Genomic DNA, 24,781 nt, shown 5'->3' on the forward strand with positions numbered 1-24,781 from the left:
TTGGCGTCGACGGTGATCGTGCCGTTCAGGGCAGAAGCTGAGTCGACAGTGACCGTATCGCCATCTGCATCATTGCTACCCGCCAGCAGATCAATGCTCGCAGGAGTATCTTCAGCAGTAGTTTCAGTACGGCCACTTGGAGTGGTTGGCGCATCGTTTTCAGCAGTAACAGTTACCGTGATGGTCTCGGTCACAGTGCCACCATTACCGTCACTCAATGTGTAGGTAATGGTATCGGTGCCGTTGAAGTCAGCGTTCGGCGTGTAGGTTGCAACGCCGTTGGCGTCGACGGTAACAGTACCGTTCAGGGCACTGGCACTATCCACAACTACGGTGTCGCCCTCTGCATCATTGCTACCCGCAAGCAGATCAATGCTGGCAGGAGTGTCTTCCGCAGTGGTTTCAGTGCGGCCACTTGGAGTTGTCGGAGCGTCGTTTTCAGCGGTGACCGTTACCGTAATGGTTTCAGTCACGGTACCACCGTTTCCATCACTCAGGGTATAGGTAATGGTATCGGTACCGTTGAAGTCCTGGTTCGGCGTGTAGGTCGCAACGCCGTTGGCGTCGACGGTAACAGTACCGTTCAGGGCGCTGGCGCTATCCACAACCACGGTGTCGCCATCCACATCGGCAGAACCTGCCAGCAGATCAATGCTCGCTGGAGTGTCTTCAGCGGTGGTTTCAGTACGACCGCTTGGCGAAGTTGGTGCATCGTTTTCAGCAGTAACGGTTACCGTGATGGTTTCGGTTGTAGAACCGCCATTGCCATCGCTAACGGTGAACGTAATGGTGTCAGTACCGTTAAAGTCCGGGTTGGGTGTGTAAGTAGCGATGCCATTTACATCAACAACAACCGAACCATTGTTAGCCGATGCACTATCAACTGTTAGGGAGTCACCATCCGGGTCTGCCATGCTTGCTAGCAAATCAATATTTGCCTGACCATCCTCAGCAACGGTTTCAGGCTGGGCACCGGTTGAATAAGGGTTACTGTTCGAGCCTGCTGGATCGACAGACACGCTGACAGATCCTGTTGCCGTACCACCATTACCATCTGCAATGTCGTAGGTAATGGTGTCACTGCCAGTAAATCCATTGTTTGGCGTGTAGGTAAGAGAGCCATCAGGTTCAACAATAACCGTGCCGTTCGCAGCGGTTGCCGATGTGACCGAAATAGCATCACCGTCAACATCATTGGCTTGAGACAGCACATCGATATTGATCGCTATATCTTCCTTCGTAGATGCGGACTGCGATCCTGCTGTTGGTGCGTCGTTTTCAGCGGTGACAGTGACTGTAATCGTCTCGGTTACCGTACCGCCGTTACCGTCACTCAGGGTGTAGGTGATGGTGTCAGTGCCGTTGAAATCAGCATTCGGTGTGTAGGTTGCTACGCCGTTGGCGTCCACGGTGATCGTGCCGTTCAGAGCGGATGCGCTATCCACAACCACGGTATCACCATCAACATCACCGGAACCGGCCAACAGGTCAATAGATGCTGGAGTATCTTCGGCGGTAGTTTCAGTACGGCCAGACGGTGTAGTCGGAGCGTCGTTTTCAGCAGTAACGGTTACCGTGATGGTCTCGGTAACCGTGCCACCGTTTCCATCACTCAATGTGTAGGTGATGGTATCCGTGCCGTTGAAGTCGGCGTTAGGCGTGTAGGTTGCTACGCCGTTAGCGTCGACAGATACCGTACCATTCAGAGCACTGGCGCTATCCACAACGACCGTGTCGCCATCAACGTCGGCAGAACCTGCCAGCAGATCAATACTCGCCGGAGTATCTTCCGCAGTCGTTTCCGTACGGCCAGACGGTGTAGTCGGAGCGTCGTTTTCAGCAGTAACGGTTACCGTAATGGTTTCAGTTACCGTACCGCCGTTACCGTCACTCAGCGTGTAGGTAATGGTGTCCGTGCCGTTGAAGTCCTGGTTCGGGGTGTAAGTGGCAACGCCGTTGGCGTCCACGGTGATCGTGCCGTTCAGAGCGGATGCTGAATCGACGGTGACCGTGTCGCCATCAACATCAGCAGAGCCTGCCAACAGATCGATAGACGCTGGAGTATCTTCAGCGGTGGTTTCAGTGCGGCCGCTTGGCGTGGTTGGTGCGTCGTTTTCAGCAGTGACGGTTACCGTGATGGTCTCGGTCACAGTGCCACCGTTACCATCACGCAGCGTGTAGGTAATGGTATCAGTGCCGTTGAAGTCCTGATTCGGGGTGTAAGTGGCAACGCCATTGGCGTCGACAGAGACAGTACCGTTCAAGGCGCTGGCGCTATCTACAACTACGGTGTCACCGTCTACGTCAGAAGAGCCTGCCAGCAGATCAATGCTCGCAGGAGTATCTTCAGCAGTGGTTTCAGTACGGCCACTTGGAGTGGTTGGTGCGTCGTTTTCAGCCGTGACAGTGACTGTGATGGTTTCAGTTACCGTGCCGCCGTTACCGTCACTCAATGTGTAGGTGATGGTATCGGTACCGTTGAAGTCCTGATTCGGCGTGTAGGTTGCCACTCCGTTGGCATCAACAGAGACAGTGCCGTTCAGCGCGGATGCGGACTCCACGGTAACCGTATCGCCATCCGCATCATTGCTGCCCGCCAGCAGATCAATACTTGCTGGAGTGTCTTCAGCGGTAGTTTCAGTACGGCCACTTGGAGTGGTTGGTGCATCGTTTTCAGCAGTGACGGTGACTGTAATCGTCTCGGTAACCGTGCCGCCGTTTCCATCACTCAGTGTGTAGGTGATGGTGTCCGTGCCGTTGAAGTCAGCGTTAGGCGTATAGGTCGCTACGCCGTTAGCGTCGACGGATACCGTACCGTTCAGCGCGCTGGCGCTATCCACAACAACCGTGTCGCCATCCACATCCGCAGAGCCTGCCAGCAGATCAATGCTCGCTGGGGTGTCTTCGGCGGTGGTTTCAGTGCGACCGCTTGGCGTTGTCGGTGCGTCGTTTTCAGCAGTGACAGTGACTGTAATCGTCTCGGTCACGGTGCCACCATTACCATCACTCAATGTGTAGGTGATGGTGTCGGTGCCGTTGAAGTCCTGGTTCGGGGTATAAGTTGCAACGCCGTTAGCGTCCACAGATACCGTACCGTTCAGCGCGGATGCGGAGTCCACGGTAACCGTATCGCCGTCTACATCATTACTGCCTGCCAGCAAATCAATGCTTGTAGGAGTGTCCTCGGCGGTAGTTTCCGTACGACCAGACGGCGTAGTCGGAGCGTCATTTTCAGAGGTAACGGTGACAGTAATCGTCTCGGTAACCGTGCCGCCGTTTCCATCACTCAGGGTGTAGGTGATGGTGTCGGTGCCGTTGAAATCGGCGTTCGGTGTGTAGGTAGCAACGCCGTTGGCATCCACGGATACCGTGCCATTCAGAGCACTGGCGCTATCTACAACAACCGTATCACCATCCACATCAGCAGAACCTGCCAGCAGATCAATGGAAGCTGGAGTGTCTTCAGCGGTGGTTTCAGTGCGGCCACTTGGAGTCGTTGGTGCATCGTTTTCAGCGGTTACGGTGACTGTAATCGTCTCGGTAACCGTGCCGCCGTTACCGTCACTCAGCGTGTAGGTGATGGTGTCGGTGCCGTTGAAGTCCGCATTTGGCGTGTAAGTTGCTACGCCGTTAGCGTCCACGGATACCGTACCGTTCAGCGCGGATGCAGAGTCCACGGTAACCGTATCGCCATCCACATCAGCAGAGCCTGCCAGCAGATCAATAGACGCCGGGGTATCTTCAGCGGTTGTTTCAGTACGGCCACTTGGCGTGGTTGGCGCGTCGTTTTCAGCGGTAACGGTGACAGTAATCGTCTCGGTAACCGTGCCGCCGTTTCCATCACTCAGTGTGTAGGTGATGGTGTCAGTGCCGTTGAAATCAGCATTCGGTGTGTAGGTTGCAACGCCGTTAGCGTCGACAGAGACGGTACCGTTCAGCGCAGAAGCGGAGTCGATGGTAACCGTATCGCCATCCACATCCGCAGAGCCTGCCAACAAATCAATGCTTGCAGGAGTGTCCTCGGCAGTCGTTTCAGTACGGCCAGACGGCGTAGTCGGTGCATCGTTTTCAGCGGTTACGGTGACTGTAATGGTTTCGGTCACGGTGCCGCCGTTTCCATCACTCAGGGTGTAGGTGATGGTATCCGTGCCATTGAAATCAGCGTTAGGCGTATAAGTCGCTACACCGTTGGCATCGACGGTAACAGTACCGTTCAGGGCGCTGGCGCTATCCACAACTACGGTGTCGCCATCCACATCGGCAGAACCTGCCAGCAGATCAATGGAAGCTGGAGTGTCTTCAGCGGTAGTTTCAGTACGACCGCTTGGAGTGGTTGGTGCGTCGTTTTCAGCAGTAACAGTGACTGTAATGGTTTCCGTAACTGTGCCGCCGTTTCCATCACTCAGTGTGTAGGTGATGGTGTCGGTGCCATTGAAGTCGGCATTCGGCGTGTAGGTAGCAACGCCGTTTGCATCAACGGTAATAGTGCCGTTAAGAGCCGACGCACTATCCACAATCACAGTATCGCCATCAACGTCGGCAGAACCTGCCAGCAGATCAATACTCGCCGGAGTATCTTCAGCAGTCGTTTCAGTACGGCCACTTGGAGTGGTTGGCGCATCGTTTTCAGCAGTGACGGTGACTGTGATGGTTTCAGTTACGGTGCCGCCGTTACCGTCACTCAATGTGTAGGTGATGGTATCCGTGCCGTTGAAGTCCGGGTTAGGTGTGTAGGTAGCAACGCCGTTAGCGTCGACAGATACCGTGCCGTTCAGCGCGGATGCACTATCCACAACAACCGTGTCGCCATCCACATCCGCAGAGCCTGCCAACAAATCAATACTCGCTGGAGTGTCTTCAGCGGTGGTTTCAGTTCGGCCACTAGGAGTGGTTGGTGCGTCGTTTTCAGCCGTGACAGTGACTGTGATGGTTTCCGTAACTGTGCCGCCGTTACCATCGCTCAGGGTATAGGTGATGGTGTCGGTGCCGTTGAAATCAGCGTTAGGCGTATAGGTCGCTACGCCGTTAGCGTCGACGGATACCGTACCGTTCAGCGCGCTGGCGCTATCCACAACAACCGTGTCGCCATCCACATCCGCAGAGCCTGCCAACAAATCAATACTCGCTGGAGTATCTTCGGCAGTCGTTTCAGTGCGGCCAGATGGCGTAGTCGGTGCATCGTTTTCAGCAGTAACGGTTACCGTGATGGTCTCGGTAACCGTGCCACCGTTTCCATCACTCAGGGTGTAGGTAATGGTGTCCGTGCCGTTGAAATCAGCGTTCGGTGTGTAGGTAGCAACGCCGTTAGCGTCCACGGATACCGTACCGTTCAGCGCGGATGCAGAGTCCACGGTAACCGTATCGCCATCCACATCAGCAGAGCCTGCCAACAAATCAATACTCGCTGGAGTATCTTCCGCAGTCGTTTCCGTACGGCCAGACGGTGTCGTTGGTGCGTCGTTTTCGGCAGTAACCGTTACCGTGATGGTTTCCGTCACCGTGCCGCCGTTACCGTCACTCAAGGTGTAAGTAATAGTGTCGGTACCGTTGAAGTCCTGGTTCGGCGTGTAAGTCGCTACGCCGTTAGCGTCGACGGTGATAGTACCGTTCAGAGCGGATGCTGAATCGACAGTGACCGTATCACCATCCACATCAGCAGAACCTGCCAGCAGATCAATGGAAGCTGGAGTGTCTTCAGCCGTAGTTTCAGTGCGGCCAGACGGTGTAGTCGGAGCGTCGTTTTCAGCAGTAACAGTGACTGTGATTGTTTCAGTCACGGTGCCGCCATTACCGTCACTCAAGGTGTAGGTGATGGTGTCGGTGCCGTTGAAGTCCGGGTTAGGTGTGTAGGTAGCAACGCCGTTAGCGTCGACAGATACCGTGCCGTTCAGCGCGGATGCATTATCCACAACAACCGTATCGCCATCCACATCAGCAGAGCCTGCCAGCAAATCAATGCTTGCAGGAGTGTCTTCAGCGGTGGTTTCCGTACGGCCAGACGGTGTAGTCGGAGCGTCGTTTTCAGCAGTAACGGTTACCGTGATGGTCTCGGTTACCGTGCCGCCATTACCGTCACTCAGGGTGTAGGTGATGGTATCCGTGCCATTGAAATCGGCGTTAGGCGTGTAGGTAGCAACGCCGTTAGCGTCGACGGTAACAGTACCGTTCAGCGCACTGGCGCTATCCACAACTACGGTGTCGCCATCCGCATCAGCAGAACCTGCCAGCAGATCAATGGAAGCTGGGGTGTCTTCAGCGGTGGTTTCAGTACGGCCACTTGGCGTGGTCGGCGCGTCGTTGACGTTGTTCACCGTCAGGGTAACAGTGGCTGTTGAGGTGCCGCCATCCGAGTCGGTTACTTCGTAAACGAAGGAGTCTGTTCCGGCAAAGTCAGCATTTGGGGTGTAAACGAAGCCACCATCGGGTTGCAGTACAACGCTGCCGTTGGCTGGGCCGGTTACCGGTGTGGTGTTCACTGACAGGGTGTCGCCATCCGGGTCTGAATCGTTGGTCAGTACGTTGCCGCTGATACTGGTGTCTTCATTGCCGCTGGCACTGTCGTCCACCGCAGTCGGGGCAGGGTTCAGAACCGTCATGGTGAAACTGGCCGCCACGGAGGCACCCTCGGTGTCTGTCGCGGTGACGGTAATGCTGTATTCACCGTTGGCCAGTTGGGTGGATGCATCGGCATCCAGGCTACCACTGATCACGCCGGTATTGGGATCAATACTCAGGCCGTTCGGCAGCCCGGTTGCTGAGAACGTCAGGCTGGCGGAATCACTGTCGGCAAATTGGCCACTGACATCCAGCGATACCGTACCGCTGTCCTGTGCGTTGAGGTCTGGAATGCCGGTGGTCGTAGGTACCGCGTTAACGTTCACCGTAACGGTGGTGGTTTCTGTGGTGCCGCTGGATGTGACCGTATAGGTGAAAGTATCGCTGCCGCTAAAGCCGTTGTTAGCCTGATAGGTCGCGTTGCCGTTGGCATCAATCGTGACCGTGCCGTTGGCCGGCTGGGTGTACGAAGTCACCGCCGCTGCCGGGTTCTCAAAGGTATCGTTGGCCATCACGTTGAAGCCGACCGGATCACTGCCGTTGGTGTAGACCGTGTCGGCCTCAATATCGACCACAGGGGTAATGGTAATCGGCAGTTCCAGGCTCACCAGAGGCAAACCAAGCAGGCTGTCAGTCAATGCCAGATCGATGGTTACCGGGCCGTTGTAATCCGCGCCCGGGGTGTACACCAGACTTTGCAGTGCCAGATTAATATCAGCAACGTTGCCGGTCAGGGTCACAGTACCGGGTTCGGTTTGTGACAGTGACACACCGGCGGTTTGATCCACAGACAGCGCACCCAAAGGTACATCCAGCGTCACATCAACCAGGCTGGCGTTGATGTTGCCCGCTTGCAGTTCAATCAGGCCCACGTCGGCAAAAATCAGCGATTGGTCTTCCGCCAGCAATGGAATTGTTGGCAGGTTCACCAGCGCCGACACACTCAGGTCGACGTTTAGATCGAAGCTGCTGGAAATCTGAGCGCCTTCCGGATCGGTGGCGGTGATGGTCAGCGGGAAGGTGCCATCTGCGGAGGCTTGCAGTTCAGCCTCTGCCACGGTGCCGGACAAAATGCCGGTGTTCGGGTCCAGCGACAGGCCATCTGGCAGATCGACGCAAGTGTAAATCAGCGGATCACCATCCGGGTCACTGAAAGCGCCACTCAGGTCGATCAACACCGCTTCACCACGGGTAGTATTGCTGTCGGAGATACCGGTGGTTTCCGGAATACCATTGGTGTTGATGGTGACCGTCGCCGTCTCGGTGGTGCCGTTGGAAATCACGGTATAGGTAAAGCTGTCGCTACCGGTAAAGCCGTTGTTAGCCTGATAGGTCGCGTTACCGTTGGCATCAATCGTGACCGTGCCGTTGGCTGGCTGGGTGTAGCTGTCGATGGCCGCGCCGCTGTTCTCGAAGGTGTCATTGCCCATGACATTGAACAGCACGGGATCTGTGCCGTTCACATTAACGGTGTCGTCAACGATATCCACCACAGGAGTAATGGTAATCGGCAGTTCCAGGCTCACCAGCGGCAAACCAAGCAGGCTGTCGGTCAATGCCAGATCGATGGTTACCGGGCCGTGGTAATCCGCTCCCGGGGTGTACACCAGGCTTTGCAACGCCAGATTGATATCGGCAACGTTGCCGCTGAGCGTGACGGTGCCGGGTTCGGTTTGCGACAGCGACACACCGGCGGTTTGATCAACCGACAATGCACCCAGCGGCACGTCCAGCGTCAGGTCGACCAGGCTGGCGTTGATGTTGCCCGCTTGCAGTTCAATCAGACCCACATCAGCAAAAATCAGCGATTGGTCTTCCGCCAGTAGCGGAATCGTTGGCAGGTTCACCAGCGCCGATACACTCAGGTCGACGTTGAGGTCGAAGCTGCTGGAAACCTGTGCACCTTGCGGGTCGGTGGCGGTAATGGTCAGTGGGAAAGTGCCATCTGCGGAGGCTTGCAACTCAGCTTCTGCCACGGTGCCCGACAAAATGCCGGTATTCGGGTCCAGCGACAAACCGGTCGGCAGATCGACGCAGGTATAGATCAGCGAGTCACCATCCGGGTCGCTGAAAGCGCCACTCAGGTCGATCAACACGGCTTCGCCACGGGTGGTATTGCTGTCGGAGATACCGGTAGTTTCCGGAACACCATTGGTGTTAATGGTCACCGTGGTGGTTTCTGTGGTGCCATTCGACAGCACAGTGTAGGTGAAACTGTCACTGCCGGTATAGCCGTTATTGGCCTGGTACACCGCATTGCCGTTGGCATCGATGGTCACGGAACCGTTGGTTGGCTGGGTGTAGCTGTCGATGGCTGCACCGCTGTTCTCAAAGGTGTCGTTGGCCATGACGTTAAAGGCCACCGGATCGGTACCATTGACGTTGACGGTATCGGCGACGATGTCCGCGGTCGCGGCGACGGTCACCGGCAGTTCGAGGCTCACCAGTGGCAAACCCAACAAGCTGTCGGTCAATGCCAGATTAATGGTTACCGGGCCGTTGTAGTCATCACCGGGGACATACACCAGACTTTCCAGCAGCACGTTGATATCGCCCGGGTCACCACTCAGCACCAGGCTGCCCGGAGAGGTTTGCGATACCGACACATCTGCTGAAGGGTCTATAGTGAAGCCTCCCACAGGGACATCCAGCGCCAGATCGACCAGACTGGCGTTGATGTTGACCAGATCCAGCTGGATCAAGCCGACGTCCAGAAACACCAGCGATTCGTCTTCCGGCAACAGCGGCAAGGTTGGTAGCGTTAACAGGCTGTTGACCACCTCGTTAGTGGTTTCAACCACACCACCCAACGTTTGGGTGACACCACCGATCAAACCACCCAGCAGCTGCGGTTGTACCAGCGGGCCGCTGTTTTTGTCAGCCGTTGGCTCGGCTGGCTCACCACTGCCACTCAACGCATCCAGCGATGTAATCAGCCCAGCGCCGTCAAACATGCGGCGACGCTCAAGAGCCAAACGAGGGGGGTTTTTGTGAATTTTGCGAGCCATCAGAAACCTCTACACGGTAATTCATACCTTTTAAGTCAGGTATTAGCGTAGGTTCCTGAGCGCAATAATGATGTGAGTGTTAAGTAACCGGCGGTTGCGCTTTTGTACAAACTATCAACAAAATGACGGAGAAATGACGGCATTTCGCCGGAAAATGATCACTCCTCGGCATGCTCTTTTTCGATATCTGAGGCTGTGACTGACATCGTCGGATCAGGCATCTGACAGAGAGGCCAACCACTCCCCCAGCGCCTTGAAACGGTACTGCCCCACCAGCTCCTGAGCCTGATCACAGAACACCTGATAGTCAGGCTCGGATTCCAGCTCGGTGAGCAGTTGCCGCACCCGCAGAATATTGTGCTGCATGGCCGCCTCTTTCAGCTCCATCAGCAGTTCATCCGGCGGTAACACCAGCTCGGCAGCGGCGGTATCCGCCTCGTCGGCTTGAGGCTCTGGCACGGGTTTGATGGTGGAAGTCATTTCCTGGCTCAGCAGCGGCAGGGTCAGGTCGAACCAGAATTCCGAACCTTTACCAACCTCACTGTCCACGTGCAGTCGCGAGCCCATTTGTTGCAGGATGCGCTGGCAAATACTGAGCCCCAGACCGGAGCCCTCAGCGCGGGTAATTTCATTGTCCAACTGCTGAAATGGCACAAAGATTTTCTTCATATCCTGCTGGGCAATGCCGATACCGGTATCAACCACCCGCCAGCGGAAGGTCGCCGTTTTGTCGTTCCGTTTGAGCACCTCCATGAACACGGTAACGCCGCCTTCAGAAGTAAACTTCAGCGCATTACTGCACAGGTTCAGGGCAACCTGACGCAAGCGTTTTTCGTCCACCAGCACGTGGCTGGGTATCTTTTCCGGGCCAATAAACGCCAGCTTCAGGCCTTTTTCACGGGCCCGAACTTCGGTCATTTGCATGATGGTGAGCAGGAAAGATGGCAGGTGCAGTTCACCGGGATGAAGCACCAGCTTTTCTTCATCGGCTTTTGAAAAGTCGAGAATATCGTTAATCAGCAACAGCAAGTGACGGGCACAGCGGTCAATGGTTTTGATGCCTTTGCCATGCTGGGCCGCCAGCGATTCATCGGCTTTCATCAGCTGGCTGTAGCCCAGAATGCCGTTCAATGGCGTACGCAGTTCATGAGTCACGTTGGCCATAAAGCGGGTTTTGGCACGGTCGGATTCTTCGATCTGGCGTTTGGCCAAATGCAGCCGGTGAAACACTGCCAGCATCAACATCCACACCACCACCAGCAGCGCCACGACCAGGGCCGATTCCCGAAACAGTCGTTCGCGCATGTCTTCAGCCAACTGCCGATAATTGGCATCACTGAGGTTAAAGTCGACCAAACCGAGCAGCACACCAGCCTCGTTGATCAGCGGCAGGGAGGCCTTGAAGCATTCGCCACATACCAGGTCTCCTTCGGCCAGATCAAGGGTTCCGACAGGAATACCGAGAGTGTCATAGTCAACCAGCAAGCCTACGCCTTTGACCATGGCAGCGCCCGTCGCCGGGTCTTCCACCACCAGCATTTCCTGCACCGCATCGTACAACTGCCGGGCCATGGTATCGGGGTTGCCGTGCTCCAGAATCTCGACCAACACCGAAGTTTGCGACTGTGCAATGATGTGGGCCTGTGCGCCCGTGGTGCTGCGCAAGCGGGGCTCGAGGGTGTTTTTCCAGTAGCTGTCGAGGGAATTGAATTGTGCCGCTACCAGCCCCACAAAGACGGCGGTAATCAGCAGGTGCTGACGCAGTTCACGGAACCGCCGTTTGGCGCAGTCGACGCAATTGAACAACCGGTTCAGACAACGCTGCCAGAAGGATTGGCCGTTGTTCCCTTTATCCCCTCTATTCCCTTTAGCCCCTCTATTCATAAGTACGCGCCACACTCAGGTAAAACGATTTGATCGACAGCTTGCTGAGCTGCAAGGTGGTCAGATTGACGGTGGGTTTCACGCTTGAGGTAACCGACAGTCCCCCCAGAATACCGGCCTCCACATCCCCTTCAAACGGCGAGAATACCGCCACCTGATGCTTGATGGTCAGCTCAACCAGCTGCTGACGCTCCTGCGCATTGAGTCGTTCTGTGACAAACACAGCCGCAGGCATGTTTGCATTCGGTTGTGCCAATAGCTGCTGCAACGACACCACCTGAATCTCTGTTTCATAGCCCTGCACCGACGGCCAGGTTTGCTCTAGCTGGTCGCGAAATTCACGCGCCTGAAGGTTGGAGGTCAGATACAGCATGGCCACCGGAATACGGTTGTTTTGCACATGGCTGTCGAGGGTCAGATCGGCATTAACGAAGGTACGAAACAAATTGAGGCCAACACGAGCCCGGCGGTCGCTGGCAGCGTCCGCAAACAGGCTGTGTGTGGGCGTGGACATCAGCAGTGTGACTAGCATCAAACGGCTGACCCAGCGCAGGCAGGCATCCATGCCCGGCCGCAGCGTCAGGGGGTTCATTAACAATAAATGCTCTGATCAGAATTCATATTTAACGCCAACTCCCAGTTGGCGGTAGCCGTTGTTCAAACCTTCCGGATACTGACTGGGGGAAGGTACCGAGCGATATTGCCGGTCGGTCAGGTTCTGGCAGCTGGCCAGCATGTAGAGGTCGTCAATCGCGAAGGCATGACGCCATTCAAGCGACACATCGAACAACCAGTAGGCCGGGAAACGACGTTCATGGGGCACCCGACGACCCACTTCCCAACCTTCCTGCTGGCCAATGTAACGTACGTTCAGGTTGGTGCTGACGCCATCACTGAGATACCAGCGGCCCTTGATGTTCGCCATCCAGTCAACAGCTCCCAACAAACGCTGATCCGGGTCGAAGTAATCCTTGGCATTGGCGTAGCTGAGGTTACCACTCCACTCCAGTGAACGACTGACTTGCTGTTGCCACTCCAGTTCAGCGCCCACAGTCATGATATCGCCGCGATTGCGCCACACCGGTGGCAAACCCGGATTGATGTAGAACTCGATCAGGTCCTGCACCTTGGTGCGGAACACCGTCGCCGACAGGCGCTGGTCATCGCCACGGAACACCCATGCTGCTTCCCAGGATTTGATGATTTCTTCATTCAGGGAACCGCTGCCAGCAAGATTGGAATCCGGCCCGGGATTCGCCTCTTCCAGCGATGGCGGTCGGAATGCTTCGGCGTATTGCAGCTTGAGAATGTGGCCACCGTCCAGTTGCCATACTGCCGCCAGACGTGGCGAAACATGGTTGCCCCAGTCGGTGTATTGGTCGACACGTATGCCGGTGGTAACGGCCAGAGCTTCCGTAACCTGCCACTGGTCTTGCAGGCCAAACGCATTCACGTAACGGCTGCTGCCTTCAATCACCGGGTCGCCGCCGTCGGCAATATACTCATGGTTCTCGCCATTCACCGACCGCAAAGTGTAAGAAGAATCGACTTTCAAATGCTGGCTGGATAGCTCCCCATGCAACAAGTGAGCATCCGACCATTGCCAGGTCAGATCCGTGCGCAAGGCGTAGGCGTGATCCTGACTGCCCGAAGAGCGGAACACGTCATTACGAAGTGGCTGAGTACGGCCCGGCGGCGTAATGCCCGCAGGCAACGGCAACGACAGCGCCTTGTTCAAGCCGGTATTGAGATAGCTGAATTCGCTATTCAGAGTCACGCCTTCTGCTAACCGCCACTGCTTAGCCAGTCTGGCCGCTACCGATTGTTCAATTCGAGGATCAGATTCATACGGCAACGCGGCGGATTCACCATGACCTGGGCCACGCTCGGTCGACACCATGCTGATGTCAAAACGATAGCCCTGCCAGTCGATACCGGCCACCATCATGGCGCCCTGTTCATGGTCGTAAACCCGCCCCGGCGAATGCGTTGCCGACGGCCGGAAATTATCCGGGCCGGTTTCAAGACCGGAGTTGCCCTTGCGCCAGAACGAAGCCAGCAGACGGGTGTTCACGCCAGCGTCGGTCGACTCACTGAGGTTCAGAGCCAACCGGCGCTGCTGTTGGCTGCCGCTGAAGGCGCCAACGGAATTTTCGGTTCGCGGGATCACGTTCACCACGCCGGAAAAGGCAAAGCCACCATGCACCGACGAACCCGGCCCACGAATCACCTCCACCCGATCGACCATGGTCAAGGGCATGCGGAATAGCCAGTCGGCAGAGCCATCGGTTGGCCGATTGACCGCCACTCCATCCAGCATCAGCTTCAGGTTACTGGCGTTCTGGGTCGCGCCGACACCACGCACAATCACGCGCTTGTCGCCGCTGTTGGTTTCATTAACCATAAACCCGGCCACATCCGACAACACATCCGCCACCGTATGCTTGCCGGAAACCAGCGCGTCTTCGGCGTACAACACCGACACCATGCCTGGCACGTAGTCAGCGTTCATACGGGTTTGGGTTGCCAGCTCGGTTTCCTGTTGCAGCAAGGCCATCAACTCGCCCAGCTCATCCTGGCTGGCCGAAGCATTCGCCATCGCCGCGGTTGCCATGGTTATTGTCGCCATGGTTGTTGTTGCCAGCATCAGTCCACGGCACAGGGCATGCAATGGAGCTGCTAAAGGAAGTGATCGTCGTGCAGGGGTGTTGGAGTTATGTCCTGAACGACTTGAGTCGCCGCCATCAAAAGCCATCATGGTGGTGGTGTTTCCGGTGTTGAGGGTGGATTAGGCTACGGCCAGATTATTCCAGACACTGCTTTTCAATTCTTCTGCCACGAACGGCTTTTGCAGATAATCGGCCCCACCAACCCGGAAACCATGATCACGACGTACCTGTTCGCCCAGCGCCGACAGGAACACCACCGGAATATTGGCCAGCTGAGGATCGCGCTTGATGCGACGACACACCTCATAACCGTTCATATCCGGCATCAGCACATCCAGCAGGATCAAATCCGGTTCCAGAAAACGTGCCAGTTCCAGCCCTTCCATACCGGACGTTGCCGCACGAACATCAATGGCTTCTTTGCCCAGGTGCTCGATAACCACATCCAGGTTGGTCGGGTTGTCGTCGATCACCAGTACCATCGGCAAGGATTCGTTGTAATTTTGCGCCGGCATCATAAGTAACCCCCAAATCGTTTTTATCTTCGTTGCAGCTGACATAGCAGGTTACGGGCCAAAAAATAATTTAATTTAAAATCAATAACTTATAAAAATACTCGTGATTTTATAAGCAAAAAACCTTATAGGATTTCATGCTGACGCTTATAGAAACCTCATAGATTCGCGATAGAATCGACAGGATTTTCTTATAAAACTCTTATAGATTACTGACGTTCCCTGGCTAGCAGACACCCGACTCCATGACCCAACTGCCCAAATTGCTGATCGTTGACGACCAGCCCGACAACCTTGATGTGCTGGTCAGCTATCTGGCCGAAGCCAACCTGCAACTGTCAGTAGCCACCTGCGGCGAGGATGCCCTGCAACTGGCCAGCCAGCATCAACCAGACCTGATTCTGCTGGATGTGATGATGCCCGGCATCGACGGCTACGAAACCTGCCGTCGCCTGAAGCAGTTACCGCAGGGCAGCAAAACCCCGGTGATTTTCATGAGTGCGCTGTCCGACCCGCAACATCGGGTCAAAGGCTTTCAGGCCGGTGCCATCGACTACGTCACCAAGCCACTGCATCGACAGGAAGTGCTGGCGCGTATTCAGGCCCAGCTGACCATCCAGCAACAGCAACGGGAACTGCTGCAACGCAACCAACAGCTGCAAGCACTGAATCAGGAGCTGCAGGCCCAGATCGACAAGCGCCAGCAAGCAGAAGCGGCTCTTAACACCAGCCAGAACACATTGTCAGCCCTGACTCGTCAGGAGGCAGAACGCTGGGGGCTGGATGCGTTTGTCGGCCAAAGCCAACGCATGCTGGAGCTTCTGGAACAGCTCAGAAGCCTGCAACAAGCACCGGATACCAACGTGTTGGTACTGGGCGAAAGCGGCACCGGCAAAGAGCTGGTTTCGCGGGCCATTCACTACGGCAGCCAGCGTTCGGCAAAACCTTTTATTGCAGTGAACTGTGCCGCGATCCCGGCCGAACTGGCCGACGCCGAGTTTTTTGGCCACACCCGTGGGGCCTTCACTGGCGCCATCAACGACCGTACCGGCTATTTTGAACAAGCCAACGGCGGCACCCTGTTTCTGGATGAAATTGGCGACATGCCATTAGGGCTACAAACCAAGCTACTGCGCGTGCTGGAAGATGGTTTGCTGACGCCGATTGGTAGCAACAAACAAAAGCAGGTAAACGTTCGGGTAGTAGCAGCTACCAACGTCAACCTGCAACAACGGGTCAACCGCCAGGAATTCCGTCAGGACCTGTACTTCCGACTGGCAGGCTACCGCATGGAATTGCCGCCCCTGCGCGAGCGAATGAACGACATTCCATTGCTGGTGAACCACTTTATCAGCACTCTGGGCCGTCAAATGGGCCGCCAGCGAGAGCAGGCCGACACTCCGTCATCTGCGATCAGCCCTGAGGCCATGCAGGCTATCCAGAGCTACGGTTTTCCGGGCAACGTGCGTGAGCTGCGTAACATGATTGAATTTGCGCTGATCGCCAGTCGCGGCCAGTGCATCACTCGCCGCCATCTGAACTTTGTCGAAGCGCCAAGCGAGGCCGTGACGCAAGGTGATGCTCAGGAAAGCGCAATTGATGTACGTTCCGTCCAAACAGCGGCGTCGCCCCGCAGAGCACACCCTGTCTCAGGCCAGGGCCCGGGTTCTGGTTCTGCTTTTTCCCCGCTGGGGACACAAATGGATAACGACGAGGCCATGCTGCTGGACTTTGTTCGTCACAACGACCGCATCAACAACGCCACCGCGCAGCAACTGCTGGACGTTGACCACGGCCGCGCGTCGTACTTGCTAAAAAAACTGCATAAAGAAGGCAAATTGAGCAAACAGGGCGAACGCCGCTGGAGCTATTACGTACTGCCGGAAGCCTGACGCCCAGACGTTTTACGCCGGCCAGTACCAGAACGGCTGCCGGAGCTTTTACTGGCACTGCTACGAGAACGGGTGGTGCTTGAACCAGCACGACGGCCACGTCGATACGGCGTTTTGGCAGGCGCAGGCAGCCCCTGAAACGCCCCAATATCCAACTTGCCAGCTTGGCCCACCAGCAACCCCAACTCGTTCAGCATCGGCTGCATAAAGCCGTCGTATTTCAGCGCCCGCTCACTGATGTCATTCAGCTGCCGCTCCCAATGGGCGGTCATGTCCGGCACGGTGGTTTGTTCCGGTAAGGCATTGATCAACGCTCGTCCCAACGGCGTCGACTTGATCTGCTTGCCCTGACGTTGCAAGAACTGCCGTTTGAACAGCAGTTCGATGATGGATGCACGGGTCGCTTCAGTCCCCAGGCCATCGGTGTCCTTGAGAATTTTTTTCAGTTCCTTGCTTTGCACATAACGGTTGATGCCCGTCATCGCCGCCAACAGGGTGGCGTCGGTAAAGGACTCCGGCGGCTGGGTATGCTTTTCGTCAATTTTGGGTTCGCCGCTGAACAGCAGCTGCCCGGCACTGACATCAGGCAACGGCGGGCGCTGCTCGTCGGAAGGTTCTTCGCCAGCAGCAGGTTTGCGTACCGGCATAATGGCTTTCCAGCCCAAATCCAAAGCGCTGCGCTGGCTGGCAACAAACAGCCCGCCGGCAATATCGAGTTCGATTTTATGGTCCGCATAACGATAGGGCGGATAAAACTGCAACAGGTACTGACGTGCGACCAGCCCGTAAATTTGCTGCTCAGCGCGACCCAGTTTACTGATGTCGCTGCGCTTTTCGGTTGGAATAATGGCGTGATGCGCCCCCACCTTGCTGTCGTTCCAGGCTTTCGATTTCAGGCTCAGATTCACCCCAGCCACAGCTTTACCAAGGCTGGCATCGGCGACGTTATTGCCAATCGCCGCCACCACCGACTGGCGCTGGCCATAATGTTCCATCGGCAAATACCGGCAGTCAGAACGTGGATAAGTAATCAGCTGATGCTTCTCGTACAGGTTCTGACAGGCGTCCAGTGCCGCCTTGGCACTCAGACCAAAGGCCTTGGCCGCATCAATTTGCAGGGCTGACAGGTTGTAAGGCAAAGGCGCGGCTTGCTGCTTTTCCTTCTTGTTGCTGGACAGCACCCTGGCGGCCTGGTGACGGATACGCTCGGCAACGTTTTGTGCCAGCTTGGGGTTCAGCACCCGGCCGTCTTCATCCTGATGGGCAGCGCAGGCTTCACTGGGCTGCCATTTGGCATAAAACGCCAACGGCTGTTCTTCGGACATATGAATAGCAGCACGCACTTCGTAAAAAGGCCGAGAGACAAATTGCTCGATGGCCTGATCTCGCTTCACCACAAGCCCCAGCACGGGGGTTTGCACCCGCCCCACCGACAGCACCTGCTTCAAACCGCCTTGCTGCCCTTTGATGGTACAGGCACGGGTCAGGTTAATACCGTACAGCCAGTCGGCCCGACTGCGCGCCAGGGCCGATACCGACAGCGGCACAAACTCGCTGTTGGGTCGTAACTGGTTCAACGCTTTTTTCACCGCCGCCGGGTTCAGATCGCTGACCAACAAACGCTGCATGGCCTGCTTCTTGTTCGCCGGGGTCTTCAGATAGCTGATCACCTCATCGACCAACAACTGCCCTTCGCGGTCAGGGTCGCCGGCATGTACCAGCTGACTGGCTTCTTTCACCAGTTTGCGCAGCACCGACAGCTGCTTGCGGGTTTTCGGCTTCGGCTGCAATTGCCACTGTTCCGGCACGATGGGCAGGTGATCCAGCTTCCACTGTTTGAAAACCGGGTTGTAGGCATCCGGCTCGGCCTGTTCCAGCAAGTGACCAATGCACCAGCTGACCACATCGCCGTTGGCCGCCCGTACAAACCCTTCCCCTTTTTGATGGGGTTTTGGCAATACCGCGGCAATGGCCCGGCCAAGTGATGGCTTTTCAGCGATGATCAATCGCATGGAAGAAATCCAGATACTGTTCAAACATCCAGTTAATTTACCGATTTTGCCGCAAAAACAAAACCTTATGACTAAAAAACCACCAATTCAGAAAAAATTTCAGATTTTTTTAAATTTTCTAAGCATTTGATGTTGCAGGAATTTTTTCTCCTGATAATATGCGCGTCCTGAAGTTGAGGCACAGCTTGAACTTCTTCGAGAAAGCTTCCTTGCTTTTTCATCTGCTGGGGTGTCGCCAAGTGGTAAGGCAACGGGTTTTGATCCCGTCATTCGCAGGTTCGAGTCCTGCCACCTCAGCCATTAACTCTTCCTTGTTTTACCTCCCAATCTATTCTTGTTTTGATCGATACAGCCACTGGCTGAATTTCTGTTTTTCCGTCTATCCAATGCTCCTAAACGGCATCTTTCAGACCTCTGACACTCCGTACCAGGCAAGCCGTATTCCACCAGCCGTTTAAAGAACACGGCTTCAGAAATCTTTTTTCAACGCGACGTAAGCTGACGCGAGCAACCATCACCATGCCTTCATTGTTTTGTTATGGACGATGGAGAACGCCATGAAAGTGAAAGAGCCACAAACCACATTTGGTTATCACGCTCACTGCTCTATGTGTAACTGGAATTATCACTATTCGGAATTGAGCGCCCTGCCGGACTGTTGCCCAATGTGCCAGGCAATCGCTCTGCATATTGACCCCATTGCCTCATCATCCGCACCTCCGGAAGAAGAATTGGAGGAAAATGAATGACAGCGAGTCCGAATTTCATCCAACCAGAACCGCTTTGCCAAATACTGCCAACCTCTCGCGTTAACTGCTCATCCAGCCACGAATCCCCCAACCAAGCACAAGCCAAATACAATCCAAACGCCAGCCAAACACCATCAAGACGATCCAGATGACCACCGTGCCAGTAGCCTGAAATTGGCCATTTTCTGCACCTGATGCGACCAAACTGAAGATTTATCCTGCAACCAGACACTTTCGCAGACAATCTGACAATTTTTGTAAAACGAGAACCGTGTCTCATTTTTTGTGCTTATAATTGGCCCCTTATTCAAGGAAGCATAAGGAAATTGCTCATCATGCCGAATGACTACCTGACGTTTGCCCGACGAATGGAAATGTTGCGTCTGATTCCAGAAAAGCCATCCGACCCAATCAGCACCACGTTGCTGCACAAAAAGCTGGAGCGGGATTACCGCTGCACCAAACGCACAGTGGAACGGGATCTGGAATCTCTTTCTGTTGCTTACCAGCTTTACACCGAGACCAACGGCCGAAGCAACTCGTGGGGGTTTGTCGCCGGTGGTAAACAGCTTCTGCATCGCTCCAACTCGGCTGCCGCATTGTCTTTCATTTTGGCAGAGCCGTATCTGAAACAGGTGTTGCCCAGCCATGCCTTCCGACAAATCAAACCGCAGTTTGAAGAAGCCAAGAGCAGCCTGAAAAAATTCAGCGGCACCATGTCAGTGTGGCCAGATCGCATTCGGGTTTTGCCGGAAACCAAACAGCTGCTGCCTCCCGAACAGTGCGAAGCCACCTGGGAGATCATTACCGAAGCCTTGTTGCAGAACAAACAACTGGCGGTGTCCTACGCCAGCCGTAGCCATCAGGACACCAAACAGCTGAATCTGACACCGCTGGCTCTGGTTGCAAAAGGCGCCACCCACTATCTGGTCGCCACTGCCAACGACTACACCACCCCTTACATCTATGCCTTGCACCGCATCGCCGATGTACGCTTGACCGACGCCCTTTGCCCGGACAACAGCAACTTTGATATTGATGATTTCCTGCGTAATTTTGGTTGGGGGCACAGCGGTGATATCGAGCTGATCGCCGATATTTCAGAGAGTATTGCCTCACGCTTGCAGGAAACGCCAATCAGTCATCAGCAGGAAATTCACGGGCCAGCCGACAATGGCCGCTACCGTCTGACAGCGATTGTGCCTGACGATCAGGAAACCCGTTGGTGGGTTTATGGGCTCAATGAACACATTCGGGTTGAAGCCCCAGAGCACTGGGTAGAAGAGTTCGCCAGCAAGGCGCAAACCATGGCGAAACTGTACGGCGTGATACCAGATGATTCAGAAGCAGCTGACAGCCAAAGTGATAACAACGCAGAAAGCCCTGTCGTCTAACCAGTCGAATAACCAGTCAAATAACCTTGTCGAATCACCAATCAAAGGCCTGACCAGGCGTCGGGCCGCTCCTGCATCCCTAGGGACCCTCTGAATAACTCTGCACAGCTCTGCGCGAGTACTGCAGGTTGTCAGAACAAGGCGGCGAATGCAGCGGAATGGCTGGCCCTTTCCAAATTCGCCAACACCGTTCTGGCGGCCTGCAGACCGCGCCCTACGGGGATGGCAGGGCATCGCTGACTCTGTGTCGCTGATTTTTGACTTGACTCGTCAGGCCTGCAAATCAGCTTCGTGATTCAGCGTCGCCCTGTCATCCAGAGCGGGCACCGAGTTATTCAGAGGGTCCCTAGTGTGATTAGCGCAGGCGTTTGAAACGAGAGCAGCTTCCTTGCTGCTCAACTTCTTCCTGAATCCCGCCTCCCTGAGCGTGGTCCGTCACAAGAGCGTCTTGCTCTTATCGTCCTTGTTCCTGTGAGTCATCCTGACTCGGACGGCATAGTGACAAGCCAATGCGACAATTAACGTCGCTTGGTTCAAACGAATCCTTATTCTGCTATTGCAGTCACATAAAAGCCGGGACATGCCCGGCTTGTGTTGTTGCCAATTGCAACGCTATCGATTCAGCTGACTCAGGACACCGCGCTGAAGACTCGCGCAAAGCTGGATTGCTCCTGAATATTCAGCGGCAGGCGCAGCTTGCGGGAAATATCACTGGCGGAAAAGATGCCGCGAATCTGATGATTCTCGGCGTCCAGCACCAGGCAGTGTTGCTGGTGCACTTCGCGCAGGAAGTTGACCACATCACCGATGGTGGATTTTTCAACTTCGCTGATGTCAAAGGCGCTCAGGTCGCTTTTACGAGTCATCAGATCAGACACCAGCACATCGCTTCGCAGGCTACCGTTGTTGACGGCTTTCTGAATCACGTTTTGCTCGGCCAAATCTTCCGCGGTAATCACACCGGCAAAGCGGTTGTCGTTATCGAGCACCAGCTTCAGACGGACATGCGTACGAATCATGATGCGGCGGGCGTTATCCGCAGTCACAGACGATTCGATCACCAGCGGCTCGTTGTCGAGGAAGTCGGTAAAGAACGCCAGCGCCGGGCTACGCAGGGAAATATGGATCGGTTTTGCTGGTTGAACCAATTCGTCGATGCTGGATACGGTGTGCAGTTTCAGCTTGTGCATAGGGAGTACTCCTCACAGAACTGCTGTCAGCCAAAGTCAGTAAAGGGCCAACGACAACAGTTAAATTTTTAAAGGTTTGATTGTGTTAAAAACGGAGTGAATCAAACCAGCGGAGGACTACGGGCACGTCGGGCTTCCGGACGGGTGTCCAGTACCTGGGTGTTGCTGACCAGCGCAGGCTGCCAGTGCTGTGGAATAACCAGAGGCACAAACGCATCGTCAGGAACAATCCCTTGTACCTTGTCGGCCTCGCCGGTGGCCAGGTCGATCGGGTAGTCGGAAAGATCCAGTGTGGATGCGGAGTTGAAGCCTGCGGGGCTGGTATCAGGAAGCAGCATGAAGCCCAGTAACAAACTGAGCATTAGAATCACTCGAGTCATGGGCGCCTCCTGACGTTGAGGCTGTTGGAGGACGGGTTTCTGTGATTCAGATTCCGGCATTCAACAGCAAGGGATTTTTAATCTGTGTAACTGATATGAGTCACGTTACTCCTGAAAAGTTTCGCTGACCAGTGTGCAATTGCCGATTTAATAACGCGCAACAGAATTGTTCACTATTCAAATAAATTCCAGCAAAGAAAAAGCCGCAATCGAGTGCGGCTTTTTTGTGAACCAGCGTTAACGGTTAGTCCGTCAGTCGTCCCCAGCCCACTTCCAGGTCCGCCACAATCTGGCGGCTGTCTGGTTGACCTCCGGTGCGAGTAGCCACACCTTGCAGCCAGCCGGTCACGGTGGCTTCGTTGTCGTGCATCCAGATACGCACCGCCCGTAGTGGTGGCACAAAGCCATTCATGATCTGATCCATCAACAGCTCTTCCATGTCCTGGCTGAACACCATATTTTTCATCAGCCGAGCAGCATTTGGGCAACGTTGGGAAAAGCCATCCTGTGCCACGGTACGTACGTAGGATGCGCCTTTGTCCGGGCCAAAATAGTCATCCGCACCATCCAGATAGCGAAGTTCAAAATTGCGATTCATCGGGTGCGGAATCCAGCCCAGAAAGGCCACCCACTGCCCTTTGCGAATCCGCCCATTGGCTTGTGCCAGCATCAGCCGCTCAGAGGTCGGAATCAGCTCAAGCTGACTCATGCCCATCGCCGGATTGGCAATCATCTTTTTAACCAAAGCATTACCGGTATTGCCTTTCTCAAGGCCGTACACCCGACCGCCAAATTGCGCAGCATACTTGCCCAGATCCTGCACCCGGGTGACGCCCTGGTCGTAGACGTATTCCGGTACCGCAATGGTATAGAGACCGCGTTTGAGGTTGGTTTGCAACACCTCCAGCTGGCCCTGTTCCAGATACGGCGTGATCATATCGGTATTCGCTGGCATCCAATTGCCCAGGAACAGGTCATTCTGATCATTGGCCAGCGACTCATACACTTCACCAATGCTGGTTTTTACATCCAGCTCAACCTGATAGCCGAGTTTTTCCAGCAACACTCGGGAGGCCGTTGACGTTACTTTCAGATCCGCCCAGTCCAGCATGGCAAAGCGGATGGTGTTACAGCTGGCGTCGTCTTGTGCCTGACTGGTATTGGCCAGAAGCAGTGCGCACAACAACGTCCATACACGGATTTTCATAGGCTTACCTCAGGCAGCAGAGTTTGCCATCCAGCCTATGGGGATTACCGCAACACCGTATTCATACAACGACGTAATTTATCACTTACGCGCAACGCAGCTGACATATTGCGCCCGGCATCGTCGCAGTCAGGCAGCCGCCGGTTTTTATGAGCTTAAACAGCCAGAAGCTGCCCTGCCGAAAACGGCGCCAAAAGAACAAGATGAAGAACAGGACGTTAAGAAACGACGTTAAAGAGAAGGGAATAAAAGCGGTGGATACAAGTCCACCGCACAGGATCAATCTTTTAAACGACCCCAGCCAACGGCCAGTGCTTCAGCCATTTCGGTGCCGTTTGGCGTTTGACCATCAAAGGTTTTCACACCATCCAGCCAACGAGTCAGCGTTGCCGCGTTGTCGTTCATCCAGATACGGACAGCACGCTTGGTCGGCACAAAGCCGTTCATCACCTGATCCATCACTTTCTCTTCCATTTCGAGAGAGAAGGTCATGTTTTTCAACAGCTGATTCACGTTCGGGCACTGCTCGGTGTAGCCGCTGCGAACGACCGTTCGAACGTGGGCCGCGCCCTTGTCCGGGCCAAAGTACGCATCGGCACCATCGAGGTATTCGATGTCGTAATTAACGTTCATCGGGTGTGGCGCCCAGGCCAGAAACGCAATCCACTGGCCTTTCTTGGTTTTGCCTTTCACCTGAGCCAGCATCAGTCGCTCGGAGGTTTCCAGCACGCTAAACTTGCCGAGGCCAAAGTCGTTCTTGTCGATCATGTCCTGAATCAACAGGTTACCGCCGTTGCCCTTTTCCAAACCGTAGATACGGTAACCGAACTCATCGGCGTGTTTGGCAATATCGGCAACTGTGGTCACCCCCTGATCGTATACGTATTTGGGCACTGCCAGCGTGTACAGGGCACCGTTAAGATTGGTGTCCAACACTTCCAGCTTGCCGGATTCCAGATACGGGCCGATCACCCCGGCGTTGGCTGGCATCCAGTTCCCCAAAAACGCATCCACGTTGTTCTGGGCCATTTCTTCATACACACCGCCCACACTGCCGGTGGTGATGGTGACGTCGTAGCCCAGGGTTTCCAGCATGACCTGTGCTGTTGTGGTGGTTACTTCCAGGTCAGTCCATTCAACCATGCCCATGCGTACGGTCTTGCAACTGGCCGGATCAGCACTGGCCAGCCAACTGACTGGCAACAAGCACAACCCCAACAGCAATGACTTCAATCTCATCTGTGATAACTCCCGATATCAATGATCGTTTGGTGGACTCCTCCATTTATTAAGCCGTGACTTCCGTGTTGATAAATCGCACATTTT

The 24,781-nt window shown here is 55.0% G+C and carries 13 protein-coding genes and 1 tRNA gene; 4 read left to right on the forward strand and 10 right to left on the reverse strand.

Annotated elements, in window-relative coordinates:
- The 5 genes from G516_RS24690 to G516_RS22160 all read right to left on the reverse strand — a co-directional run.
- The coding region (locus tag G516_RS24690; RefSeq protein WP_028293797.1) for an Ig-like domain-containing protein at positions 1-9,563 on the reverse strand (9,563 nt) is incomplete at its 3' end.
- 213 nt (positions 9,564-9,776) lie between these two features.
- On the reverse strand, positions 9,777-11,447 hold the full coding sequence (locus G516_RS23950) for a sensor histidine kinase (protein ID WP_084645014.1): 1,671 nt from the start codon (positions 11,445-11,447) through the stop codon (positions 9,777-9,779).
- Positions 11,440-12,039: a type 1 periplasmic-binding domain-containing protein gene (locus G516_RS0111565; RefSeq protein ID WP_028293799.1), complete on the reverse strand. Its 600-nt coding sequence runs from the start codon at positions 12,037-12,039 to the stop codon at positions 11,440-11,442. Before G516_RS0111565 ends, G516_RS23950 begins: the two co-directional genes overlap by 8 nt.
- Positions 12,040-12,057: 18 nt before the next feature.
- Entirely contained in the window at positions 12,058-14,076 is a 2,019-nt protein-coding gene (locus tag G516_RS0111570) for a TonB-dependent receptor plug domain-containing protein (RefSeq protein ID WP_169449531.1), read from the reverse strand.
- Between the two features lie 159 nt (positions 14,077-14,235).
- Positions 14,236-14,634 (reverse strand): response regulator, encoded by a 399-nt coding sequence (locus tag G516_RS22160; protein WP_051219334.1) that lies wholly within the window; start codon positions 14,632-14,634, stop codon positions 14,236-14,238.
- Between the two features lie 242 nt (positions 14,635-14,876).
- Here G516_RS22160 and G516_RS22165 point away from each other — a divergent pair, with 242 nt between their 5' ends.
- Positions 14,877-16,523 carry a sigma-54-dependent transcriptional regulator gene (locus G516_RS22165; protein WP_051219336.1) on the forward strand — a complete coding sequence of 549 codons (1,647 nt, stop codon included), beginning with the start codon at positions 14,877-14,879 and terminating at the stop codon, positions 16,521-16,523.
- On the opposite strand, the gene G516_RS0111585 is transcribed toward G516_RS22165, so the two are convergent.
- Positions 16,502-18,535: a DNA topoisomerase III gene (locus tag G516_RS0111585; protein WP_028293801.1), complete on the reverse strand. Its 2,034-nt coding sequence runs from the start codon at positions 18,533-18,535 to the stop codon at positions 16,502-16,504. The genes G516_RS22165 and G516_RS0111585 overlap by 22 nt on opposite strands.
- A gap of 225 nt (positions 18,536-18,760) precedes the next feature.
- On the opposite strand from G516_RS0111585, the gene G516_RS0111590 reads away from it, so the two are divergent.
- From G516_RS0111590 to G516_RS23955, 3 genes are all read left to right on the forward strand, one after another.
- A tRNA-Gln gene (locus tag G516_RS0111590) sits at positions 18,761-18,835 on the forward strand.
- A gap of 257 nt (positions 18,836-19,092) precedes the next feature.
- Positions 19,093-19,284, forward strand: coding sequence for a hypothetical protein (locus G516_RS0111595; protein ID WP_028293802.1), 192 nt, complete (start codon positions 19,093-19,095; stop codon positions 19,282-19,284).
- 335 nt (positions 19,285-19,619) lie between these two features.
- Complete coding sequence (locus G516_RS23955) at positions 19,620-20,678, forward strand: helix-turn-helix transcriptional regulator (RefSeq protein WP_051219338.1); 1,059 nt, start codon at positions 19,620-19,622, stop codon at positions 20,676-20,678.
- A 629-nt stretch (positions 20,679-21,307) separates the two neighbouring features.
- Here G516_RS23955 and G516_RS0111605 read toward each other — a convergent pair.
- The 4 genes from G516_RS0111605 to choX form a co-directional block, all read right to left on the reverse strand.
- Positions 21,308-21,868 (reverse strand): CBS domain-containing protein, encoded by a 561-nt coding sequence (locus G516_RS0111605; protein ID WP_028293803.1) that lies wholly within the window; start codon positions 21,866-21,868, stop codon positions 21,308-21,310.
- Between the two features lie 101 nt (positions 21,869-21,969).
- On the reverse strand, positions 21,970-22,248 hold the full coding sequence (locus tag G516_RS0111610) for a hypothetical protein (protein ID WP_156879026.1): 279 nt from the start codon (positions 22,246-22,248) through the stop codon (positions 21,970-21,972).
- 244 nt (positions 22,249-22,492) lie between these two features.
- Positions 22,493-23,455 carry a glycine betaine ABC transporter substrate-binding protein gene (locus G516_RS0111615; protein ID WP_028293805.1) on the reverse strand — a complete coding sequence of 321 codons (963 nt, stop codon included), beginning with the start codon at positions 23,453-23,455 and terminating at the stop codon, positions 22,493-22,495.
- Positions 23,456-23,734: 279 nt separating this feature from the next.
- Complete coding sequence (choX, locus tag G516_RS0111625; RefSeq protein WP_028293807.1) at positions 23,735-24,694, reverse strand: choline ABC transporter substrate-binding protein; 960 nt, start codon at positions 24,692-24,694, stop codon at positions 23,735-23,737.
- Between the last annotated feature and the right edge of the window lie 87 nt (positions 24,695-24,781).

The organism is Oceanobacter kriegii DSM 6294 (assembly GCF_000422845.1).
Classification (GTDB): Bacteria; Pseudomonadota; Gammaproteobacteria; order Pseudomonadales; family Oceanobacteraceae; genus Oceanobacter; species Oceanobacter kriegii.